We start from the raw sequence: 19,825 nt of genomic DNA on the forward strand, positions 1-19,825 counted from the left end.
GGTAACTCAGATAGCCTTGAGCGTACCTTTTGGCAGGGTCGCGGCCACGGCGCCCTTCTGGAACTTCAGCTCGACGTTGTCGGACACTTCCAGGACCACGAAGTCGTCGGCCACTTTGACGATCTTGCCGGCGATGCCGCCGTTGGTGACAACTTCATCACCTTTTTGCAAGTTGCTCAGCAGGTTCTTCTGCTCCTTGGCACGCTTGGCCTGCGGGCGCCAGATCATCAGGTAGAAGATGACCAGGAAACCGACCAGGAAGATCCATTCGAAGCCGGTACCGGCTGGGCCGGCGGCAGGGGCAGCAGCGTCCGCGTAGGCGGCGGGAATCAGAAAGCTCATTGGGCACTCCAGTTGCTATAAGTTTATAAGTGCAAACAGTCAGTCCAAGGGCGGCACGGGCAGCCCGCGCTTGGCGTAGAAGGCGTCGACAAAGGCGGCCAATTTACCTTGTTGAATAGCCTCGCGTAAACCGGCCATCAAGCGCTGGTAATGGCGCAAGTTGTGGATGGTATTCAGCATGCTGCTCAACATTTCGCCACATTTATCCAAGTGATGGAGATAGGCGCGGGAGAAGTTGGTGCAGGTATAGCAGTCACAGGTCGGATCCAGCGGCGAATCATCATGGCGATGGAACGCGTTGCGGATCTTGATCACCCCGGTATCGACGAACAGATGGCCGTTGCGCGCGTTGCGCGTCGGCATCACGCAGTCGAACATGTCGACGCCGCGGCGCACACCCTCTACAAGATCCTCGGGTTTGCCTACCCCCATAAGGTAACGAGGTTTGTCAGCCGGCATCTGACCGGGCAGGTAATCCAGCACCTTGATCATTTCGTGCTTGGGCTCGCCCACCGACAGGCCGCCGATGGCCAGGCCGTCGAAGCCGATGTTCTCCAGAGCTTCCAGCGAGCGCATGCGCAGGTCCTGGTACATGCCACCCTGGACGATACCGAACAGCGCCGCGGTGTTGTCGGCGTGGGCGTTCTTCGAACGCTGGGCCCAGCGCAGCGACAGTTCCATGGAGGCGCGCGCCACGTCGTGCTCGGCCGGGTACGGCGTACACTCGTCGAAGATCATCACGATGTCCGAGCCCAGGTCGCGCTGGACCTGCATGGACTCTTCCGGGCCCATGAATACCTTGGAGCCGTCGACCGGCGAGGCGAAGGTCACGCCCTCTTCCTTGATCTTGCGCATGGCGCCCAGGCTGAACACCTGGAAGCCACCGGAGTCGGTGAGGATCGGGCCCTTCCACTGCATGAAGTCGTGCAGGCTGCCGTGCTTCTTGATCACCTCGGTGCCCGGGCGCAGCCACAGGTGGAAGGTGTTGCCCAGGATGATCTCGGCGCCGATGGCCTCGATGTCGCGTGGCAGCATGCCCTTGACCGTGCCATAGGTGCCCACCGGCATGAACGCCGGGGTTTCCACCGTGCCACGGGGGAAGGTCAGGCGGCCGCGACGGGCCTTGCCGTCGGTAGCCAGCAGTTCGAACGACATTCGACAGGTGCGACTCATGCTTGATCCTCGGGGCCGCGGGGCGCCGGATTGCGGGTGATGAACATGGCATCACCGTAACTGAAGAAGCGGTACCCCTGCTCGACCGCCGCCGCGTAGGCAGCCATGGTCTCGGGGTAGCCGGCGAAGGCCGAGACCAGCATCAGCAGCGTGGACTCCGGCAGGTGGAAGTTGGTGACCAGGGCATCGACCACATGGAACGGCCGACCCGGGTAGATGAAGATGTCGGTGTCGCCGCTAAAGGCCTTCAGCTGGCCATCACGGGCGGCACTTTCCAGCGACCGCACGCTGGTGGTCCCCACCGCGATCACCCGCCCACCACGGGCGCGGCAGGCCTGGACGGCGTCGACCACGTCCTGGCTGACCTCGAGCCACTCTTTATGCATGTGGTGGTCTTCGATCTTGTCGACCCGCACCGGCTGGAAGGTACCGGCGCCCACGTGCAAGGTGACGAAGGCTCGCTCCACGCCCTTGGCGGCGATCTTTTCCAGCAGCGCCTCGTCAAAATGCAGACCCGCGGTCGGCGCGGCCACGGCGCCGGCGCGCTCGGCATAGACGGTCTGGTAGCGCTCACGGTCGGCGCCTTCGTCGGGGCGGTCGATATAGGGCGGCAGCGGCATGTGGCCGACGCGCTCGAGCAGCGCCAGCACCTCTTCGCCAAAGCGCAGCTCGAACAGCGTCTCGTGGCGCGCCACCATCTCGGCCTCGCCACCGCCGTCGATGAGGATCTGCGTGCCTGGCTTGGGCGCCTTGCTGGCGCGGACATGGGCCAGTACCCGGTAGTTGTCGAGCACGCGCTCGACCAGCACCTCCAGCTTGCCGCCGGAGGCTTTCTGGCCAAACAGCCGCGCCGGAATCACCCGGGTATTGTTGAATACCATCAGATCGCCGGGGCGCAGGTAGTCGAGCAAGTCGGTGAATTGACGGTGCGCCAGCTCCCCGCTCGGTCCATCGAGGACCAGCAGACGGCTGCCATGGCGCTCGGCCAGGGGGTGGCGGGCGATCAGGGAATCGGGGAGTTCGAAGGAAAAATCGGCGACGCGCATGATGGTGTTCGGTTCGACAGGGCCGGAAAGTTTAGCCCAAAGAGCGAAAATTGACCATGAAACCCGATTGACCGTCCCTCAGAGGCTCTCTATACTGCGCCCCCACAAGCCCTGATGGCGGAATTGGTAGACGCGGCGGATTCAAAATCCGTTTTCGAAAGGAGTGGGAGTTCGAGTCTCCCTCGGGGCACCAAGATCCGAAAGAAACCGACCTTATGGTCGGTTTTTTTGTGCCTGGGATTTTTTTGGGGGCATGACTTGGGGTTTGAGGTGATGCGCGCGATCTACGCCCCACCTCGAAACCAAGACAGGCACCTGCCAGCCCCCCCCTATCTCCCGACAAGCAGCGACGCGCTCCACATCCCGTGAAAGAACCTGAGTTTTCGGATTTTCCCCATTCCCTGTAGGCTGTTTCCCAAACATACTCGCTCCCCCTTTCAAGCCATTGCGGTGCTCTGGATCGGGCTCTAGTCTCGGCCTGTCGTTGCCAATCAACGACCGGGTTTAGCCGCCCGTTCTTTCGTCGGACACCGCCGCTAATTCAATGCCGAGCCAATCGACATTGGTGCTTTATGGCAGCTGTGCGCGGGGCACCTTCGGGTGCGCCGGGTGCCTGACGTCCCGGTCGGCTAACCCGCGTTACAGCTGCCACCCATTCGTTTAGCCGCGTTCGGTGGCAGCTCCATCACGACAGGAGCTTCACCATGCTAAAGATCGTCCCCGACCCACCCTACCCCACCGAACTCGCCCATTCCCTCGAAGACATCCTGATGCAAACCTCCGAATACCTGGTTTGCGCCCTCTCCATCGCCCAACAGAACACCCTCACCCATCAAGCCTCATCCGCCCAGGCGCTGACCCTGGCCACGATGCATGAGATCGAGGCGGCCCGCGGCATGGTGAAAATGGCGCTGAGCAAGGTTCAGGTACGCTACTGACAAGGAGGATTACGATGACGAGCAAGACGGTAGGCGTCACCTGTTTTGGCTATGGCACAGGTGATGCGCCCTTGTTTCGGGTGGAACCGGGACAGGACGCGATCCTCGCGTTGGACCAAGCCTCAGCGATGCTTCAATGCGTTCGGCGGATGACGCTGCTGGCGGCAACCGATGGCGAGGCAGACCTCGGCTGGGCGGCACATCTGCTCAGCGACATGGCCAAGGCGATCATGGACGACGTGGAAATTGGGCGGCAGCGTACACAGCCATAGCCCACCGCCGGATAAGCCCGCCCTCATAGAACGATGCACGAAACCCTGTGGGAGCGGGCTTGTCCCGCGATTAGCCGAGCCCGATGTCTCCATCGCCTGACACGGGCTTCGCCCTTGATCGCGGGACAAGTCGGACCGCCGCACCGCCGCACACAGCGGATCAGCGCTAGCCGCTTGTTCTCTGCATGACAGGGCTGGGTGATCTCCATAGGAGCAGTGCAAAGGTCGAGCATTGGCCTTCGATCAAGCTGATCTTCTCAACACGAGATAACGGTACACAGGCCCTCAAGTTCAACGATGTATCCTAGAAGTAAGCCCCACTTATCCAAGGCATACCCCATGAAGCTGACACACCGCCCCGTGCGCCACGACGATATCGCCGCCATCTGTTGCTTCCCGCAAGGTGCGGACGAACTGTTCTACATGTTCCCCAAGGCCACCTACCCGCTCACGCCGGACCAACTGAGCGATGCCATTGCCCAGCGCAGCGGCTCGACGGTGATCGAAGGTGATGGCGTGGTGCTGGGCTTTGCCAATTTCTACAAGGCCGAGCACGGTGGCGTATGTGCATTGGGCAATGTGGTGGTCGCTCCCGCCGCGCGTGGCCGTGGCGTAGCACGCTACCTGGTGCAATGCATGATCGACTTGGCCCGCGAACAGTTCGCCGCGCGGGAGGTGTGGGTGTCGTGCTTCAACCACAACACGGCGGGGCTGCTGCTTTATCCACAGTTGGGGTTCGTGCCGTTCGGCATCGAGGAACGGCAGGCACCGGATGGCAGCCGGGTCGCGCTGGTGCAGATGAGTCAAAGATTCACATGAGCAGGTCGTCAGCGTGATACGGAATGAGGCTGTGCAAAAAGGTCGATTCCCAATGCACGAACGACCCTCAGAATGGTATCGAAGCGAGGCTTGGCACCTGGCGTAAGCGCCTTGTAAAGGCTCTCACGCCCCAGGCCGCTGTTTGCTGCAATTTCGGACATTCCCCGCGCCCTGGCGATATGTCCGAGAGCACGGATGATTTCATCACTTTCACCATCGGCCAGCACCTGGCTCAGGTACTCACTGATTGCCTCATCGCTGTCCAGCAATGTAGCCATATCAAAAGGGATCAGTTTCTCTGTCATTTCATCTCCTTCGCGAGCTGCCTGGCTTGGAGGATATCGGAGGCCTGAGAGGACTTATCCCCACCTGCCAGCAGGAGGATCAGCCGACCCGCCTTGCAGGTGAAATAGATTCGATAGCCAGCAGCAACATCGATACGCAACTCGCTGAGGCCGCCTCCGAGCGACTTCACGTCACCCAGATTTCCCATTGCTACCCTTTCTATTCGGCGACCTATAGCCACCTTCGCCCTCAAGTTCCTTAATCCAGCCAACCATAGAGCAAAGCGCTTCGTCTGCTCGACGTCATAGATCACCACGGCCTCCATCGTATCCTAATGGATACAAAGCAACAAGATTTGGAAGCGGTTCACTCTGGCAAGCGCTTCAGCGATGAGATAGCCAGTGCGGTCCCACGATTGGGTCAGCTTTATCGTCGCAGTTCGAGAGACAACAGATAGCGAGCGCTACGCGCTCGATCGCGGGGCAAGCCCGCTCCCACACAGGCGCTTCGAGAGCGGCATCGTACCTGTAGGAGCGGCCTTGTGCCGCGAAAGGGCCGCAAGGCGGCCCCTGGGATGATCAGGCGCGCACGTACCGCTGGCGCAGCATGTCGCTGAAGGCATCCACCAGCAACACCAGCACCAGCATGCCGATGATCACGGTGCTGGCCTGGGCTTCCTGGAACAGGCTCAGCGTGGTGTAGAGCATCTGCCCCAACCCACCCGCACCCACGAAGCCAAGCACGCTGGCCATGCGGATGTTGTTCTCCCAGCGGTAGAGGCTGTAGGCAAGCAGTTGCGGCCAAAGGTTGGGCAACGTTCCAAAGCAGAACGCCGCGGCCTGGCTGCCACCTTGCAGGCGGATGGCGGCGGCAGGCTCGGTGGGGGCGTTCTCCAGGGCCTCGGCGAACAGGCGGCCCAACACACCAGCGGTATGCAGGGCCAGGGCCAGGGTGCCGGCATTGGGCCCCAGGCCTGCGGCAAGCACGGTCAGGGCGGCCCAGACCAGCTCAGGGATTGCACGCAGGGCATTGAGCAGCAACCGCGCAGCGCCCTGCAATGGCCAGCCGAAGCGGCCCGCGGCCGGCAGTGCCAGCAGCAGGCCGAGCACCATCGCCAGCAGGGTCCCGAGCCCGGACATGGCCAGGGTCTCCAGTGCGCCCTTGCCTACAGCCCGCAGGTGCTCGGCGGACAGGTCCGGGCTCAGGAAGTGGTGGGCATATTCGCCCATCTGCGCCAGCCCGCCATTGCCCACCACCGACGCCATGTCCAACTCGAGGTAGCCGAACGACGCCACCACGGCGGCGAAAATCGCGACGACCACCAACAGGTTGATCACCCGGTTCATGCCAGCCTCCCCCGCAGCACGCGGCTGAGCAGGTCGGCCAGCATCACCAGCACCAGGAACGCCAACAGCATGCTCGCCACCTCGGCCCCGGCGAACATGCGCATCGACAGGTCGATCTGCTGCCCCAGCCCGCCGGCACCGACGAAGCCCATCACCACCGAGGCGCGCACGGCACATTCCCAGCGGTAGACGGTATAGGAGACCACCTCCGCCGCCGCCCCCGGCAGGATGCCGTAGAAGAACGCCGTAAGCCGACCACTACCCGCCTGCAATAAGGCATGTGCCGGGCGCTGGTCCACCGATTCGAAGATCTCCGCATAAACCTTGCCCAGCATGCCGGCATAGGTGATGGCGATGGCCAGCACCCCAGCGGTCGGCCCCAGGCCCACGGCACGAACGAACAGCAACGCCCAGACGATTTCCGGCACGCTGCGCAGGAACACCAGCAGCCCGCGCACCGGCAGGCGCAGCAGCCGTGACCCCAACCCAGGGCGCCCACCCCGGGAGGCCGCGCGCAGCGACAGCGCGCGGCTGGCCAGCAGGCTGGTCGGCACCGCCAGCAGCCAGGCCAGGGCCATGCCGGCGGTGGCCACGGCCAGGGTCTGCAAGGTGGCCTCGAACAACAGCGAGAGGAAGTCGGCATCATGGGCCGGTGGCCAGAACCCACTGGCGAAACTGGCCATCTGTTGACGGTTTTCGGCCTGCAGCAGCACGCCTGGGTTCAGCTCGCTCAGGTGCAAGCCTGGCCATAACACGGCCAGGGCGAGCAGGGTCAGCAACAACCGGGGCCAAGCCGCCGGGTCGCGGGCGTCGGCCTTCAGCATCGTGGTATCTGTACCGTCAAGGTCGGGCCCGGCGACGGCGGCGAGCTCAACTGCTCGTTGGCATAAAGCGCGTCGAGCAGGCTTTCGGTGACCGCCTGGGCCGGGCAGTCGAATGCCACCTGGCCGTCGCGGATACCCACCACCCGAGGGAAATGCGCCAGCGCCAGCTCCACCGCATGCAGGCTGGCCACCAGCGTTACGCCGTTGGCCTGGGCATGGCGGTTGAGCAGTGCCAGGCTGTGTTCGGCGAGTACCGGGTCCATGGCCGACACAGGTTCGTCGGCCAGCAAGACGTCAGGCCGCTGATACAGCGCGCGGGCGATGCCGACGCGCTGCAGCTGGCCGCCGGAGAGCTGGCCGCACTGGACGAACAGTTTGTCCGCCAGGCCCAGTTCAGCCAGGGCCTGTTGCGCACCGGGCACATCGGTCGGGTAGACCAGGTTGAGCAGGCCGCGCAACGTGCCCCACTGCCCCAGCCGCCCGGCCAGCACCGCAGTGACCACACGCTGGCGTGGCGGCAAGGGCGGTGCCTGGTGCACCAGCCCCACGCGCGCGCGCAGGCGTTGCCGGGCCCCGGCCGACAGCGCCCAGGGCTGTTCGCCGAGCAGCTCCAGGCGCCCGACACTGGGCTCGATGGCGGTCGCCATCACGTGCAGCAGGCTGGACTTGCCGGCCCCCGAGGGGCCGATGATCGCAACCCGCTCGCCCTTGTCGATACGCAGGCTCACCGCATCGAGTGCGCGGACCTGGCCATGGCGCAGGCCCACACCGTGCAGATGGATAGTCACTTGAGCAGACCGGCCTCGCGTGCCGCTTGCTCGGTGCCTACGTAGTTCTCCGGCTTGGTTTCGATGAAGCGGCTGGCGGCCTGCAGGTCAAGGATCGCCTTGTGCTCCGGGTTGGCCGGGTCCAGCGCGAGGAAGGCCGCCTTGATCTTTTCCTTCAAGGCCGGGTCCATGTTGCCGCGCACGGTCCAGTTGTAGTCGAAGTAGGTCGGGGTGGTGGCGAAGACCTTGACCTTGTTGGTGTCGACCTTGCCAGCATCGACCAGCTTCTGCCAGACGCTGGCGTTGAGCACGCCGCCGTCGACCTTGCCGGCCTGGACCCAGGCGACGGTGGCGTCGTGGGCACCGGAGTAGGCTACACGGCTGAAGTAGCCTTCAGGCTTGATGTTGTCCTGCTTGAGCATGAAGTAGCGTGGCATCAGGCTGCCGGAGGTGGACGAGATCGAGCCGAAGGCAAACGACTTGCCCTTGAGATCGGCCAGGCTCTTCACATCCGGGTTGGCAGTGATGAACTTGGAGGTGAACTGGGCGTCCTGCTCACGCTGCACCAGTGGCGTGGCGGTCGGGTCCTTCAGGTGCACCTGGACGAAGGTGAAGCCGCCCAGCCAGGCCATGTCCAGGCGGTTGGACGCCAACGACTCGACCACCGCCGGGTAGTCGGCCACCGGTACGAACTTCACGTCCATGCCCAATTGCTTGGAGAGGTATTCCCCCAGTGGCTTGAACTTGCGCAGCAGTTCGGTCGGCGCCTCATCGGGGATGGCGCTCACCCGCAGGGTATCTGCAGCCTGGGCAATGACGGCACAGCAGGACAGCACGAGGCCGGCGGCGACCGCCAGGGGACGTTTGAGCATGGGATTCTCCGGTTCAATAGCGGGGAAAGGGCCGGCGACGCGCCGACGGAGGGGAATTATAAGAGTCGCTGGCGCAAAGGCCAGCTTTGCTACAATCGCGCATCACGAAAATTCGAGGTGCGTATGAGCGAACCGATTCGTCTGACCCAGTACAGCCACGGCGCCGGCTGTGGTTGCAAGATTTCTCCCAAGGTGCTGGATGTGATCCTCGCCGAGAGCGGCACCCAGGCCCTGGACCCGAAACTCTGGGTCGGCAACGCCTCGCGCGACGACGCGGCGGTCTATGCGCTGGACGATGAGCGCGGCGTGGTCTCGACCACCGACTTCTTCATGCCCATCGTCGACGACCCGTACGACTTCGGCCGAATCGCCGCCACCAACGCGATCAGCGACATCTATGCCATGGGCGGCGACCCGCTGATGGCCATCGCCATTCTCGGCTGGCCGGTCAACGTGCTACCGCCCGAGGTGGCCCGCGAAGTGATCCGTGGAGGCCGCGCCGTATGCGCCGAGGCGGGCATTCCGCTGGCCGGCGGCCATTCCATCGATGCCCCCGAGCCGATCTTCGGCCTGGCCGTCACCGGCGTGGTCGGCAAGCGTCATCTCAAGCGCAACGACACTGCCAGTGCGGGCTGCCGCCTATACCTGACCAAGCCTCTGGGCATTGGCATCCTCACCACCGCAGAGAAGAAGGCCAAGCTGCGCGAGCAGGACCAGGGCCTGGCCCGCGACTGGATGTGCACCCTCAACACTCCCGGCAGCCGCTTCGGCAAGCTCGATGGAGTCAAGGCCATGACCGACGTCACCGGCTTCGGCCTGCTCGGCCACCTGGTGGAGCTGGCCGAAGGCAGCGGGCTGACCGCGCACCTGCGCTACGACGCCGTGCCACGCCTGCCCAGCGTCGAGCACTACTTGGCCGAGGGCTGCATCCCTGGCGGCACCCTGCGCAACTTCGACAGCTATGGCCACAAGATCGGCGCCCTCACCGACGCGCAAAAGCACCTGCTGTGCGACCCGCAGACCAGCGGCGGCCTGCTGGTGGCCGTGAGCCCCGAAGGCGAGGCCGAGTTCCTCGCCGTGGCAGCGCAACTGAACCTTGCCCTCTCGCCGATCGGCGAGCTGGTCGAGCGACAGACCCACGCAGTCGAGGTGCTTTGATGCGCAACGACTGCACCGATTACCGCCAGCTGTTCCTGAACGACGTGCCGATGATGGACATGCGCGCGCCGGTCGAATTCGCCAAGGGTGCCTTCCCCGGCGCCGTGAACCTGCCGTTGATGAATGATCAGGAGCGGCAGAAGGTCGGCACCTGCTACAAGCAACAGGGCCAGGCCGCCGCCATCGCCCTGGGCCACCAGTTGGTCAGCGGGGCGACCAAACAGGCGCGCCTGGAGGCCTGGGCGGCATTCGCCAAGGCCCACCCCGAGGGCTATCTGTACTGCTTCCGCGGCGGCCTGCGCTCACAGATCGTGCAGGGCTGGCTGAAGGATGAAGCCGGCATCCAGTACCCGAAGGTCAAAGGTGGCTACAAGGCCATGCGTAACTTCCTGCTGGGCACAACCTTGCAGGCGGTCGAGCAGTGCGACTTCGTGCTGGTGGGCGGGCTTACCGGCACGGGTAAGACCGATGTGCTGGTCCAGCTAGACAACGTGCTGGACCTGGAAGGCCATGCCAATCACCGTGGTTCCAGCTTTGGCAAGCGCGCCACCGCGCAGCCAGCGCAGATCGATTTCGAGAACCAGCTGGCCATCGATATCCTCAAGAAGCGCGCCCGCGGCCTGCAGCAATTCGTGCTGGAAGACGAAGGACGCATCGTCGGCAGTTGCTCGGTGCCCCTGGAGCTGTACCAGGGCATGCAGCAGTACCCACTGGTGTGGCTCGAGGACAGCTTCGAGAACCGCGTGGAACGCATCCTGCGCGACTACGTGATCAACCTGTGTGCCGAGTTCGTCGCGGTACATGGTGAAGAACAGGGGCCGACCCTGTTTGCCCAGCGCATGCTCCAGAGCATGGTCAACATCCACAAGCGTCTTGGCGGCGAGCGCTTCCAGCGGTTGTCCGCGCTGCTGGAACAGGCGCTGGACGAGCAGCTGCGCAGCGGCGACGTGGGCCTGCACCGGGGCTGGATCGAAGGCTTGCTCAACGAGTACTACGACCCGATGTACGCCTACCAGCGCGAGGCCAAGGCGAGCCGTATCGAGTTTGCCGGCGATGGCGTGGAAGTGCGGGAGTACCTGAAGGCCCGGGCCAAGCGCGAACCTCGATAGCGCTCGCAGAACCTGTGGGAGCGGCGGTGCGGCGATCCGGCTTGTCCCCCGATTGGGCCGGGCCCGATATCACCATCGCCTGGCAAGGGCTTCGCCCTTGATCGCGGGACAAGCCCGCTCCCACCCGGCCTGCGCTGTTTTCAGAGACACCGCCGTACCTGTGGGAGCTGGCTTGCCAGCGATAGGACCGGGGCAAGCAACTCAAGACAGTTGGCTTCCACAAGGGGGCGCGACGGCGCCGCCCTGGCTTGTCATTGCCCCGGGCTCAGCACCCGCTCCAGCTCCGCGGCCCGCTCGCGGGTCAGATCCATCAGGCACATGCCGCTTTCGAGCTGGCGGAGAGTGCCCCCGCTTACCTGCCCATGAAACGCGCAGTTGTCGTCACGGAACTTGATCCAGGTGCGCTGCACCTCACGCAACGCCTTCTGCTGGCTTGGCTCCAGCTTGGCCATCAACTGCTTGTAGGCACGATTCAGGCGCTCATCCTGTACCTGGGTCTCGGTGACGATGCAATTGCTCATGGCCAGGGTGCTCATGGCCTTGTCCATGCACTGCGAGTAGGTCGATGACGGCGCCTGTGCTTGGGCCTGGGTGGCACAGCAGGCCAGGACGATGGCGGCCAGAGAATATCGGGTCATGTACGCTCCTTGTGCGTTGACATCGGGGTCAGAGCCTAGTGTGGTGTTTTGCAAATACGACCAATAAGTCGCGAGTTATTTTTGTGCTCAAGCAAGGCGTCGCGACAAGTCGTAGCCCAGCTACGGCGAGGAGCGACAACGCAGCATGAGCGCAAAAAGCGCCGCGACTTATGGTTGTTATTTGTGAAACACCACACTAGCACTCCTGCCCACTCGATCAGCCGTAGCCTGGAAAAATCGGACACGTCCTACTCTTGCGCCTGGTCCGCCTCGCACAAGGTGCGAATCCGTTCGCGCAACCATCGGTGCCCGGCATCGCCCTCACGTCGTGAATGCCAAGCCTGGGTAAAACCAAAGGGCGCAATGGCCAACGGTGGCTCGAAGCAGCGCAAGCCCGGCTCCAGGCGGGTGCCCGCCAGGCTCCGACGGGCCACGGTAAGCACCAGGTCGGTGCCGATGATCAGCCCCTGGGCCACGCCCCAGTGCGGCAAGGTCAAGGCAATGCGACGTCGCTCGCCCAGTGCCTGGAGCGCCAGGTCGATCTCGTTGTCGATGCCCGGCCGCACGGCCACCAATACATGGGGGCGAGCCAGCCATCGATCCAGCGCCAGCCCACCACGGGGCGGCAATGTCTGGCGGTCGGCCAGGCACACGAAAGACTCTTCGAACAATACCTGTACCTGGACCTCGGACGGCAGCTCAGGGAATACCCCCAGGGCCAAGTCCACCTCGCCATCGATCAACTGCCCAAGCATGGCCTCCCGACTGCCCTGGGACACCACAAGGTCGATTTCCGGCGCCTCGGCCCTGAGCAGGCGCATCAGCCCGGGCAGCACGACCCGCGCGCCATAGTCCGACATGGCCAAGCGAAAGGTTCGCCGCGCCCGGCTCGGCTCGAAGCGCGGGCTGCCCAACAAGCCGTGCAATTGCTCCAGGGCTTGCTCGAGCGGGTCGCGCAAGGCCTGGGCCCGGCTGCTCAGGTGCAGACGACCGCCCCTGCGCACCAGCAGGGGGTCGGAGAAGATTTCTCGCAACTGCGCCAACGCATGGCTGACCGCAGGCTGGCTGCGGTGCAGGCGCACCGCAGCACGGGACACATGCTGCTCGCTGAGCAAGGCATGCAGGGTCAAAAGCAGATTGAGGTCGATGCGGCGAAAATCATCCATTGTACGAATAAGGCCCGTGCAAACTTCGAATTTCCATCATTGAAATGGATAAACAACACTGCGCCTAGTGTTTTTCCAAAGGAGCCCCCGATGCCACATGCCCTCACGCTGTCCGCCCTCCTCCCCTTGCTCGTTGCGCTGCTGGCCGGCGCGGCGGTGCCCTTCCAGGCCGGCAGCAACGCTGCGCTGGGACGCCTGCTTGGCCACCCGCTGTGGGCGGCCGGGGTATCGCTGATGGTCAGCCTGTTGATGCTGGTACCGGCCTTGTTGGCAATGCGCGCGCCTGCGCCGCAGCTCCAAAACCTTGCCCAGGCCCCCTGGTGGGCCTGGTTCGGTGGCGTGGCAGGCGTGCTCTACATCACCGCCGCGCTGGTGCTGACACCGCGCCTGGGTGCGGCGGGGTTCATCGTCTGCGTGATCGCCGGGCAGGTGCTGTCGTCATTGCTGATCGACCAGTGGGGGTTGATGGGGCTGCCGGAGCGGCCCGTCAATGCGATTCGCCTGGCCGGGGTGGGCATGATCGTGATCGGCATGCTGGTCGTGCAATGGGGCACGTCCCGCGCCTCATAGGGTGGCAGCCGTCATTACAAGGCCTGCGGTTGCTCCGGCGGCATCAGCACTTTGTCCACATCGAAATGCAGCGCGGGCATCTGGGTGCCGGCATACATCACCACGGCCAAGGCCGCGATCAGCCCGACATCGAGCCAGTGCCAGGCCGGCATGTCGTCGACGTGCCTGGCCTTCCAGCACCACCAGGCCTGGCCCAGACAGAACGACACGATCGCCAGCAGCCACAAGTAGAAGCCTGCGCCAAAGCCGGTGACATCCTGGAATGCATAGCTCTGGTTGTCCGGCAGGCGCTCGATACTCAGGCTGCTGGCGGCCAGGTAAAGGGCGCCCAGCCCCAACAGCAGTGCCAGGCGGCGAAAGCGCCGGTGCGCCAGGACCGCCAGCGCCAGCAACGGGTTGGCGAACCATTGGTACAGCCCGAAAGGTACGCCCCAAGGCCCGTAGAGCAGCATTTGCAGCGCGGGCACATGCCGACCGGCGCTGGTCGAGGCACCGTCGAAACAAAGCCCCAGCAGATAGAGCGCCAGGCTGAAGGTGAGGTAATAGGCAGGCAACCGCGAGCTCCATCGGATAACGACAAGCCCATGACCATACCGCACCCAGGCCTCAGGTGACAGGCAGAACCAGCGCCGCGCCCTGCCCTGCTCGCCCTCAGGCGACTTCGGCCCCGTCATCCTCCGGCCAATGCGGCTCGTTGGCTTCCAGCGGCAGCAGCCCGTAATGCGCGCGTGCGGCATCGCAGCTGGGGTTGTGCACGCCATTGACCCAGGACGCCTCGAATTCCCGACAAGGGCTGGAACGGTTTGCGTAAATGGTGCAAGCGACCTGCTTGCCGACCTCGCCGTTCAGGGCGATGCAACGGCATGGCTTGGCATCGGTGCCGATCATCGCGACGCGGGTCGGGTTGATCTGCACCACCAGGTCATCGGGCACAAGGCCACCGGCGGACTGGCATTCGCCCCAGAAGAAAGACACACGGAAGTACCCGCAGCAGGCGCCGCAGTCAAGGCAAGGGTTGTATTCGGACATGATGGCACGGAGGGAAAGTTGTTGTTTTCGGGGCTGGGCCCGCGCGCCATTTTCAATCCAAGCCGGGGTGGCTGAGAAGAGGGGTAAAGCAAAAATAGTTTGCCGCTGATCCGGGAAAAACGGGGCCGACTCGCAGCCCCGTTTGCGCCGTTACTTGCGGGTCAGACCATCGGCCCGGAACATCTGCCGAATGCCCCGGATCGCCTGGCGGATACGGTCCTGGTTCTCGATCAGGGCGAAGCGCACATGGTCGTCACCGTAGTCGCCGAAGCCGATGCCGGGCGATACGCAGACCTTGGCCTCGGCCAGCAGCTTCTTGGAAAACTCCAACGAACCCAGGTGGGCATAGGCTTCGGGGATCTTCGCCCAGACATACATCGAAGCCTTGGGGTTCTCGACCATCCAGCCGAGCTCATGCAGCCCCTTGACCAGCAGGTTGCGCCGTTGGCGGTACTGCTCGGCGATATCGCGCACGCACTGCTGGTCGCCTTCCAGCGCGGCGATGGCCGCGACCTGCAGCGGGGTGAAGGTGCCGTAGTCGTGGTAGCTCTTGATCCGTGCCAGGGCGCTGACCAGCTCCGGGTTGCCGACCATGAAGCCGATGCGCCAGCCAGCCATGTTGTAGCTCTTGGAGAGGGTGAAGAATTCCACGGCGATGTCCTTGGCGCCGGGTACCTGCATGATCGACGGCGCCTTCCAGCCGTCGTAGACGATGTCGGCATAGGCCAGGTCGTGGACTACCAGCACATCGTACTGCTTGGCCAGGGCCACCACGCGCTCGAAGAAGTCCAGCTCGACGCACTGCGCCGTCGGGTTGGACGGGAAGCCCAGGATCATCATCTTCGGCTTGGGGATCGACTCGCGAATCGCCCGCTCCAGCTCGTTGAAGAAGTCCACGCCCGGCACCAGCGGCACCGATCGTACCTGGGCGCCTGCGATCACTGCACCGTAGATATGGATCGGGTAGCTGGGGTTGGGCACCAGCACCGTGTCGCCATGGTCGAGGGTGCCGAGCATCAGGTGTGCCAGGCCTTCCTTGGAACCGATGGTGACGATGGCTTCGCTTTCCGGGTCGATCTCGACATCGTAGCGGTCCTTGTACCAGTGCGAGATGGCCCGGCGCAGGCGCGGGATACCGCGAGAGGTGGAGTAACCGTGGGTGTCTTCGCGCTGGGCGACCTGCACCAGCTTCTCGACGATGTGCGGTGGGGTAGCACCGTCGGGGTTGCCCATGCTCAGGTCGATGATGTCCTCGCCACGACGGCGGGCCGCCATCTTGAGCTCGGCGGTGATGTTGAAGACGTAAGGGGGGAGACGATCGATGCGCGCAAAGCGGCGCGGCGAACCTGGGTTGGCCATGGCTTCCTCTGAGTACGTAAGCGCCCGGAACCGTCCGAGCGACGCTGGCCGCTGCGGCGGCCTGAATCAGAAGATAGTGCCGAAACACGACCTCTGTAAAGGTCTATTTCCTGTTTTTATCGTTTTTTTCAGGTTTATTTTTCCATGTGCCAGCGAGCTTGCCCCGCGATAGGGCCCGAACATGCATAAAAAAACCCCGGCACATGGCCGGGGCTTTTCGTGTAACAGGCGACTGTCAGCGTGCGTAGGTCATGAGCACGTCGGTAGCGGTCTGGCTGTCCACCGACATCATCACGCTCAGGGCGGTGACAGTGAGGATGGAGAAACCGAATACCTTGCGCGCCCACTTGCTGTCGTCCTCAGCCTTGTAGCCACCCCAGGCCATGTACAGCCAGTACAGGCCCATGGCGGCGGCAACGGCCAGGTAGCCAAGCCCTGCATAGCCACCAAGGGTGAGCATGAGGGTAGCCAGCACGAAGGCCAGCACGTACAGCACGATCTGCTTCTTCGCCGCCAGGATACCGCGCGCCACCGGCAGGACCGGGATGTTGGCCGCGCTGTAGTCCTTGAAGCGGAAGATGGCGATGGCGAAGCTGTGCGGCATCTGCCACAGGCTGAACATCACCAGCAGGGTCACTGCAGCCAGGTCGAAGCTGTTGCTCACGGCGCAATAACCGATCACCGGAGGCATGGCACCGGACAGGCTGCCGACCAAGGTGCCGTGCACCGACTTGCGCTTGAGCCAGAGGCTGTAGAAGCCGACGTAGACGACGAAGCCCACCAGCGCACAGAACGCCGACAGCGGGTTGGCCTGGACATACAGCAAGCTGAAGCCCGCCACCCCAAGCAGGGTGGCATAGACCAGCGCGAAGGGCAGCGACATACCGCCCTGGACCATGACGCGGTTCTTGGTGCGCTCCATCTTCTGGTCGATGTCGCGGTCGATGCAGTTGTTGAACACGCATCCGGACGCGACCACCAGGGAGGTACCCACCACCACCGCCAGGAACAGGGCGAAGTCCACATGGCCCTTCGCGGCAAGGAAGAAACCGCCTGCCACGGAAAGCACGTTACCGAAAATGATCCCCGGTTTGGTGATTTGGATAAAGTGCTTCACGGACATGCAGTCTTACCTCACTTGGCCATCATTTCGATGTGGATGCTGAACATGATCCACAGCGACAGGCCGACCAACAGAGCGATTACGAGAGTGGTGAACAGGAACGTCGACACATTGGAGCGCTGCTCTTTCGAGCGGTCCATGTGCAGGAAGTACACCAGGTGCACCACCACCTGGATGACGGCCATGGCCACCACGATCAGGACGGTCAGGTTCTTCGGCAGGCTCGGGTACATCACCAGACCGAACGGGATCGCGGTCAGGATGATCGACAGGATGAAGCCGATCGCGTACGACTTGACGCTGCCGTGGTTGCCTTCGTGATGAGTGTCGTGTGCGCTAGCCATTACAGAACTCCCAGCAGGTAGACGACGGTGAAGACGCAGATCCAGACCACGTCCAGGAAGTGCCAGAACAGGCTCAGGCAGCTCATGCGGGTCTTGGCGGTCGGGGTGATGCCCTTGGTGCTGATCTGGTACATCAGTACAGCCATCCAGATCAGGCCGGCAGTCACGTGCAGACCGTGGGTACCTACCAGGGCGAAGAAGCCCGACAGGAAGCCGCTGCGGTTCGGGCCGTAGCCTTCGCCGATCAGGTGATGGAACTCATAGACTTCCATCGCGATGAAGCCGGCACCGAACAGGAAGGTGATGGCCAACCAGCCCAGCACGCCGCCCTTGTTGCCTTTGAACATCTGCAGCATGGCGAAGCCGAAGGTGATCGACGACAGCAGCAGCAGTGCGGTTTCGACAGCTACGAAATCGAGCTGGAAGATGTCATGACCCGACGGGCCGCCGGCAAAACTGCCGGACAGCACCGCGTAGGTGGCGAAGAGCGACGCAAACAGGATGCAGTCGGTCATCAGGTACAGCCAGAAACCGAGTACGGTCATCTGGCCCGAGTCGTGGTGGTGGTCGTCGTGCCCATGGTCGTGACCATGAGCGCCGGCGTGGATTACTTGACTGGACATTGATTACACCCGCTCAAACGATTCGACACGTGCGCCGGCAGGCAGAGCACCTGCTTTGGCCAGCGCTTTCATGCGCTCGCCTTCGATGCGCGCCACTTCTTCGGCCGGAACCATGTAGCCCTGGTCGTCACGCGCAGCGTGGCGAACGAAGACAGCGATGGTTGCAACCAGGCTCGCGCCTACCAGCCACCAGATGTGCCAGATGAAGGCGAAGCCGAAGACGGTCAGGAACAGGCCCATGAACAAACCGGTGGAGGTGTTGCTCGGCATGTGGATCGCTTCGTACTTGGCCGCAGGCTTGTAGGCGACACCGGCTTCCTTGGCTTCGTGCCAGGCGTCCAGGCCAACCTTCTCAGGCATGTGGGCGAAGTTGTAGAACGGAGGTGGCGACGAGGTCGACCATTCCAGGGTACGGCCGCCCCATGGGTCGCCGGTGACGTCCAGGTTCTGGTTGCGGTCGCGAACCGATACGTACAGCTGGATCAGCTGGCAAGCGATACCGAACAGGATCAGCACGGCGCCGACGACGGCAACGTACAGGTACGGTTCCCAAGCCGGGTTGTCCGAGTGGTTCAGACGACGGGTCATGCCCATGAAGCCCAGGGCGTACAGCGGCATGAACGCTACGTAGAAGCCGGAGATCCAGAACCAGAAGGCAGCCTTGCCCCACTTCTCGTTCAGGGTGAAACCGAAGGCTTTCGGGAACCAGTAGGCGAAGCCGGCGATGTAGCCGAATACCGCACCACCGATGATCACGTTGTGGAAGTGGGCGATCACGAACAGGCTGTTGTGCAGGACGAAGTCAGCACCTGGAACAGCCAGCAGGACGCCGGTCATGCCACCGATGGAGAAGGTGACCATGAAGCCCAGGGTCCACATGATCGGCGCGGTGAAGCGCAGACGACCTTGGTAGATGGTGAACAGCCAGTTGAACAGCTTCACACCGGTCGGAATGGAGATCAGCATCGTCGCCAGGCCGAAGAAGGTGTTGACGCTGGCGCCGGCACCCATGGTGAAGAAGTGGTGCAGCCAGACCGCGAAGCCGAGAACGGCGATCGCGCCCGATGCGTAGATCATCGAGTGGTGACCGAACAGGCGCTTGCCTGCGAAGGTCGAGGTGACTTCCGAGAACACGCCGAAGGCCGGCAGGATCAGGATGTAGACCTCAGGGTGACCCCATGCCCAGAACAGGTTGACGTACATCATCGGGTTCCCACCAAGCTCGTTGGTGAAGATATGGAAGTCCAGATAACGGTCAACGGTCAGCAGGGCCAGAGCAGCAGTCAGGATCGGGAACGAAGCGACGATCAGCACGTTGGCCCAGGTGCAGGTCCAGGTGAAGATCGGCATGTCCATCAGCTTCATGCCAGGGGCGCGCATCTTCATCACGGTGACGAGGAAGTTCACGCCGGTAAGCGTCGTACCCAAGCCTGAGAGCTGTAGCGCCCAGATGTAGTAGTCGACACCCACGCCAGGGCTGTACTGGATGCCCGCCAGCGGCGGATAGGCAACCCAACCGGTCTTGGCGAATTCGCCAACGCCCAGGGAGATGTTGACCAGCAGCACGCCTGCCAGCAGCAGGTAGAAGCTCAGGGAGTTCAGGAACGGGAAGGCAACGTCACGTGCACCGATCTGCAGAGGAACCGCCAGGTTCATCAGGCCGGTGAAGAACGGCATCGCCATGAAGATGATCATGATCACACCGTGGGCGGTGAAGATCTGGTCATAGTGTTCAGGCGGCAGGTAGCCTTCGGCGCCACCGGTAGCGGCAGCGAGCTGGGTACGCATCATGATGGCGTCGGCGAAGCCGCGCAGCAGCATGACCATCGCGACGATGATGTACATCACCCCGATCTTCTTGTGGTCGACCGTGGTCAGCCACTCAGTCCACAAGTAGGTCCACTTGCGGAAATAGGTGATAGCACCGACCAAAGCGATACCACCGAGCGCAATCATGGCAAGCGTCACCATGACTATCGGCTCGTGATAGGGTATCGCCTCCAGACTTAGTTTACCGAACAT

24 protein-coding genes and 1 tRNA gene are annotated in these 19,825 nt (G+C 63.2%); 7 read left to right on the forward strand and 18 right to left on the reverse strand.

Annotated features, from left to right (window positions below; all coding sequences use genetic code 11):
* Window positions 1-6 precede the first annotated feature (6 nt).
* From yajC to queA, 3 genes are read right to left on the reverse strand one after another with little or no spacing between them, the layout of a single operon-like run.
* A complete protein-coding gene (gene yajC / locus IRZ56_RS03555) occupies window positions 7-342 on the reverse strand; it encodes a preprotein translocase subunit YajC (RefSeq protein WP_010223473.1) in 336 nt (111 codons plus the stop codon).
* A 39-nt stretch (window positions 343-381) separates the two neighbouring features.
* Entirely contained in the window at window positions 382-1,497 is a 1,116-nt protein-coding gene (tgt, locus tag IRZ56_RS03560) for a tRNA guanosine(34) transglycosylase Tgt (RefSeq protein ID WP_172403058.1), read from the reverse strand.
* 14 nt (window positions 1,498-1,511) lie between these two features.
* Entirely contained in the window at window positions 1,512-2,561 is a 1,050-nt protein-coding gene (queA, locus tag IRZ56_RS03565) for a tRNA preQ1(34) S-adenosylmethionine ribosyltransferase-isomerase QueA (protein WP_196143661.1), read from the reverse strand.
* 108 nt (window positions 2,562-2,669) lie between these two features.
* Here queA and IRZ56_RS03570 point away from each other — a divergent pair.
* The 4 genes from IRZ56_RS03570 to IRZ56_RS03585 all read left to right on the forward strand — a co-directional run bounded on the left by IRZ56_RS03570 (window position 2,670) and on the right by IRZ56_RS03585 (window position 4,590).
* Window positions 2,670-2,754: transfer RNA gene (locus tag IRZ56_RS03570), tRNA-Leu, on the forward strand.
* Window positions 2,755-3,265: 511 nt separating this feature from the next.
* Window positions 3,266-3,499, forward strand: a complete 234-nt coding sequence (locus tag IRZ56_RS03575; protein ID WP_196143662.1) for a hypothetical protein — start codon at window positions 3,266-3,268, stop codon at window positions 3,497-3,499.
* 14 nt (window positions 3,500-3,513) lie between these two features.
* Window positions 3,514-3,771: a DUF3077 domain-containing protein gene (locus tag IRZ56_RS03580; RefSeq protein ID WP_196143663.1), complete on the forward strand. Its 258-nt coding sequence runs from the start codon at window positions 3,514-3,516 to the stop codon at window positions 3,769-3,771.
* 339 nt (window positions 3,772-4,110) lie between these two features.
* A complete protein-coding gene (locus tag IRZ56_RS03585; RefSeq protein ID WP_196143664.1) occupies window positions 4,111-4,590 on the forward strand; it encodes a GNAT family N-acetyltransferase in 480 nt (159 codons plus the stop codon).
* A gap of 8 nt (window positions 4,591-4,598) precedes the next feature.
* Here IRZ56_RS03585 and IRZ56_RS03590 read toward each other — a convergent pair whose 3' ends face one another.
* From IRZ56_RS03590 to IRZ56_RS03615, 6 genes are all read right to left on the reverse strand, one after another.
* On the reverse strand, window positions 4,599-4,895 hold the full coding sequence (locus IRZ56_RS03590; protein ID WP_196143665.1) for an addiction module antidote protein: 297 nt from the start codon (window positions 4,893-4,895) through the stop codon (window positions 4,599-4,601).
* On the reverse strand, window positions 4,892-5,188 hold the full coding sequence (locus IRZ56_RS03595) for a type II toxin-antitoxin system RelE/ParE family toxin (RefSeq protein WP_328310797.1): 297 nt from the start codon (window positions 5,186-5,188) through the stop codon (window positions 4,892-4,894). Before IRZ56_RS03595 ends, IRZ56_RS03590 begins: the two co-directional genes overlap by 4 nt.
* A gap of 265 nt (window positions 5,189-5,453) precedes the next feature.
* Window positions 5,454-6,221, reverse strand: coding sequence for a phosphonate ABC transporter, permease protein PhnE (phnE, locus tag IRZ56_RS03600; RefSeq protein ID WP_196143666.1), 768 nt, complete (start codon window positions 6,219-6,221; stop codon window positions 5,454-5,456).
* Window positions 6,218-7,045, reverse strand: a complete 828-nt coding sequence (locus IRZ56_RS03605) for a PhnE/PtxC family ABC transporter permease (RefSeq protein ID WP_196143667.1) — start codon at window positions 7,043-7,045, stop codon at window positions 6,218-6,220. The genes phnE and IRZ56_RS03605 overlap by 4 nt, the downstream gene beginning before the upstream one ends.
* Window positions 7,039-7,833, reverse strand: a complete 795-nt coding sequence (locus tag IRZ56_RS03610) for a phosphonate ABC transporter ATP-binding protein (RefSeq protein ID WP_196143668.1) — start codon at window positions 7,831-7,833, stop codon at window positions 7,039-7,041. Before IRZ56_RS03610 ends, IRZ56_RS03605 begins: the two co-directional genes overlap by 7 nt.
* Window positions 7,830-8,684: a putative selenate ABC transporter substrate-binding protein gene (locus IRZ56_RS03615; RefSeq protein ID WP_196143669.1), complete on the reverse strand. Its 855-nt coding sequence runs from the start codon at window positions 8,682-8,684 to the stop codon at window positions 7,830-7,832. Before IRZ56_RS03615 ends, IRZ56_RS03610 begins: the two co-directional genes overlap by 4 nt.
* A 123-nt stretch (window positions 8,685-8,807) precedes the next feature.
* Between IRZ56_RS03615 and selD the strand changes: the two genes are divergently transcribed.
* Complete coding sequence (selD, locus tag IRZ56_RS03620) at window positions 8,808-9,842, forward strand: selenide, water dikinase SelD (protein WP_196143670.1); 1,035 nt, start codon at window positions 8,808-8,810, stop codon at window positions 9,840-9,842.
* A complete protein-coding gene (mnmH, locus tag IRZ56_RS03625; protein ID WP_196143671.1) occupies window positions 9,842-10,951 on the forward strand; it encodes a tRNA 2-selenouridine(34) synthase MnmH in 1,110 nt (369 codons plus the stop codon). Before selD ends, mnmH begins: the two co-directional genes overlap by 1 nt.
* Window positions 10,952-11,202: 251 nt before the next feature.
* On the opposite strand, the gene IRZ56_RS03630 is transcribed toward mnmH, so the two are convergent.
* Together IRZ56_RS03630 and IRZ56_RS03635 are read right to left on the reverse strand one after the other, a co-directional pair.
* Entirely contained in the window at window positions 11,203-11,589 is a 387-nt protein-coding gene (locus IRZ56_RS03630; RefSeq protein WP_196143672.1) for a lysozyme inhibitor LprI family protein, read from the reverse strand.
* A gap of 248 nt (window positions 11,590-11,837) precedes the next feature.
* Window positions 11,838-12,755: a LysR family transcriptional regulator gene (locus tag IRZ56_RS03635; protein ID WP_196143673.1), complete on the reverse strand. Its 918-nt coding sequence runs from the start codon at window positions 12,753-12,755 to the stop codon at window positions 11,838-11,840.
* Window positions 12,756-12,845: 90 nt separating this feature from the next.
* On the opposite strand from IRZ56_RS03635, the gene IRZ56_RS03640 reads away from it, so the two are divergent.
* Window positions 12,846-13,325, forward strand: coding sequence for a DMT family transporter (locus tag IRZ56_RS03640; protein ID WP_196143674.1), 480 nt, complete (start codon window positions 12,846-12,848; stop codon window positions 13,323-13,325).
* A gap of 14 nt (window positions 13,326-13,339) precedes the next feature.
* Here the strand turns inward: IRZ56_RS03640 and IRZ56_RS03645 are convergent, their stop codons facing one another.
* The 7 genes from IRZ56_RS03645 to cyoB form a co-directional block, all read right to left on the reverse strand.
* Window positions 13,340-13,879 carry a hypothetical protein gene (locus tag IRZ56_RS03645; RefSeq protein WP_196143675.1) on the reverse strand — a complete coding sequence of 180 codons (540 nt, stop codon included), beginning with the start codon at window positions 13,877-13,879 and terminating at the stop codon, window positions 13,340-13,342.
* Window positions 13,880-13,976: 97 nt separating this feature from the next.
* Entirely contained in the window at window positions 13,977-14,354 is a 378-nt protein-coding gene (locus IRZ56_RS03650; RefSeq protein WP_196143676.1) for a YkgJ family cysteine cluster protein, read from the reverse strand.
* 150 nt (window positions 14,355-14,504) lie between these two features.
* A complete protein-coding gene (alaC, locus tag IRZ56_RS03655; protein ID WP_196143677.1) occupies window positions 14,505-15,713 on the reverse strand; it encodes an alanine transaminase in 1,209 nt (402 codons plus the stop codon).
* 235 nt (window positions 15,714-15,948) lie between these two features.
* Window positions 15,949-16,836: a heme o synthase gene (gene cyoE / locus IRZ56_RS03660; RefSeq protein WP_196143678.1), complete on the reverse strand. Its 888-nt coding sequence runs from the start codon at window positions 16,834-16,836 to the stop codon at window positions 15,949-15,951.
* Between the two features lie 11 nt (window positions 16,837-16,847).
* Window positions 16,848-17,180, reverse strand: a complete 333-nt coding sequence (gene cyoD, locus IRZ56_RS03665; RefSeq protein ID WP_043208038.1) for a cytochrome o ubiquinol oxidase subunit IV — start codon at window positions 17,178-17,180, stop codon at window positions 16,848-16,850.
* Window positions 17,180-17,803: a cytochrome o ubiquinol oxidase subunit III gene (gene cyoC / locus IRZ56_RS03670; RefSeq protein WP_084858519.1), complete on the reverse strand. Its 624-nt coding sequence runs from the start codon at window positions 17,801-17,803 to the stop codon at window positions 17,180-17,182. The genes cyoD and cyoC overlap by 1 nt, the downstream gene beginning before the upstream one ends.
* Window positions 17,804-17,806: 3 nt before the next feature.
* On the reverse strand, window positions 17,807-19,825 hold the full coding sequence (gene cyoB, locus IRZ56_RS03675; RefSeq protein ID WP_043208033.1) for a cytochrome o ubiquinol oxidase subunit I: 2,019 nt from the start codon (window positions 19,823-19,825) through the stop codon (window positions 17,807-17,809).

Source organism: Pseudomonas guariconensis (assembly GCF_015680235.1).
Lineage (GTDB): Bacteria > Pseudomonadota > Gammaproteobacteria > Pseudomonadales > Pseudomonadaceae > Aquipseudomonas > Aquipseudomonas guariconensis_A.

Coding starts and splice junctions, on each gene's coding strand:
- tgt (WP_172403058.1), bottom strand. CDS start 1,497: ATGTCGTTCGAACTGCTGGCTACCGACGGCAAGGCCCGTCGCGGCCGC.
- IRZ56_RS03575 (WP_196143662.1), top strand. CDS start 3,266: ATGCTAAAGATCGTCCCCGACCCACCCTACCCCACCGAACTCGCCCAT.
- IRZ56_RS03580 (WP_196143663.1), top strand. CDS start 3,514: ATGACGAGCAAGACGGTAGGCGTCACCTGTTTTGGCTATGGCACAGGT.
- cyoD (WP_043208038.1), bottom strand. CDS start 17,180: ATGGCTAGCGCACACGACACTCATCACGAAGGCAACCACGGCAGCGTC.
- cyoB (WP_043208033.1), bottom strand. CDS start 19,825: ATGTTCGGTAAACTAAGTCTGGAGGCGATACCCTATCACGAGCCGATA.
- mnmH (WP_196143671.1), top strand. CDS start 9,842: ATGCGCAACGACTGCACCGATTACCGCCAGCTGTTCCTGAACGACGTG.
- yajC (WP_010223473.1), bottom strand. CDS start 342: ATGAGCTTTCTGATTCCCGCCGCCTACGCGGACGCTGCTGCCCCTGCC.
- IRZ56_RS03605 (WP_196143667.1), bottom strand. CDS start 7,045: ATGCTGAAGGCCGACGCCCGCGACCCGGCGGCTTGGCCCCGGTTGTTG.
- cyoE (WP_196143678.1), bottom strand. CDS start 16,836: ATGTCCGTGAAGCACTTTATCCAAATCACCAAACCGGGGATCATTTTC.
- queA (WP_196143661.1), bottom strand. CDS start 2,561: ATGCGCGTCGCCGATTTTTCCTTCGAACTCCCCGATTCCCTGATCGCC.
- IRZ56_RS03640 (WP_196143674.1), top strand. CDS start 12,846: ATGCCACATGCCCTCACGCTGTCCGCCCTCCTCCCCTTGCTCGTTGCG.
- IRZ56_RS03590 (WP_196143665.1), bottom strand. CDS start 4,895: ATGACAGAGAAACTGATCCCTTTTGATATGGCTACATTGCTGGACAGC.
- cyoC (WP_084858519.1), bottom strand. CDS start 17,803: ATGTCCAGTCAAGTAATCCACGCCGGCGCTCATGGTCACGACCATGGG.
- IRZ56_RS03650 (WP_196143676.1), bottom strand. CDS start 14,354: ATGTCCGAATACAACCCTTGCCTTGACTGCGGCGCCTGCTGCGGGTAC.
- phnE (WP_196143666.1), bottom strand. CDS start 6,221: ATGAACCGGGTGATCAACCTGTTGGTGGTCGTCGCGATTTTCGCCGCC.
- IRZ56_RS03585 (WP_196143664.1), top strand. CDS start 4,111: ATGAAGCTGACACACCGCCCCGTGCGCCACGACGATATCGCCGCCATC.
- alaC (WP_196143677.1), bottom strand. CDS start 15,713: ATGGCCAACCCAGGTTCGCCGCGCCGCTTTGCGCGCATCGATCGTCTC.
- IRZ56_RS03630 (WP_196143672.1), bottom strand. CDS start 11,589: ATGACCCGATATTCTCTGGCCGCCATCGTCCTGGCCTGCTGTGCCACC.
- IRZ56_RS03615 (WP_196143669.1), bottom strand. CDS start 8,684: ATGCTCAAACGTCCCCTGGCGGTCGCCGCCGGCCTCGTGCTGTCCTGC.
- selD (WP_196143670.1), top strand. CDS start 8,808: ATGAGCGAACCGATTCGTCTGACCCAGTACAGCCACGGCGCCGGCTGT.
- IRZ56_RS03635 (WP_196143673.1), bottom strand. CDS start 12,755: ATGGATGATTTTCGCCGCATCGACCTCAATCTGCTTTTGACCCTGCAT.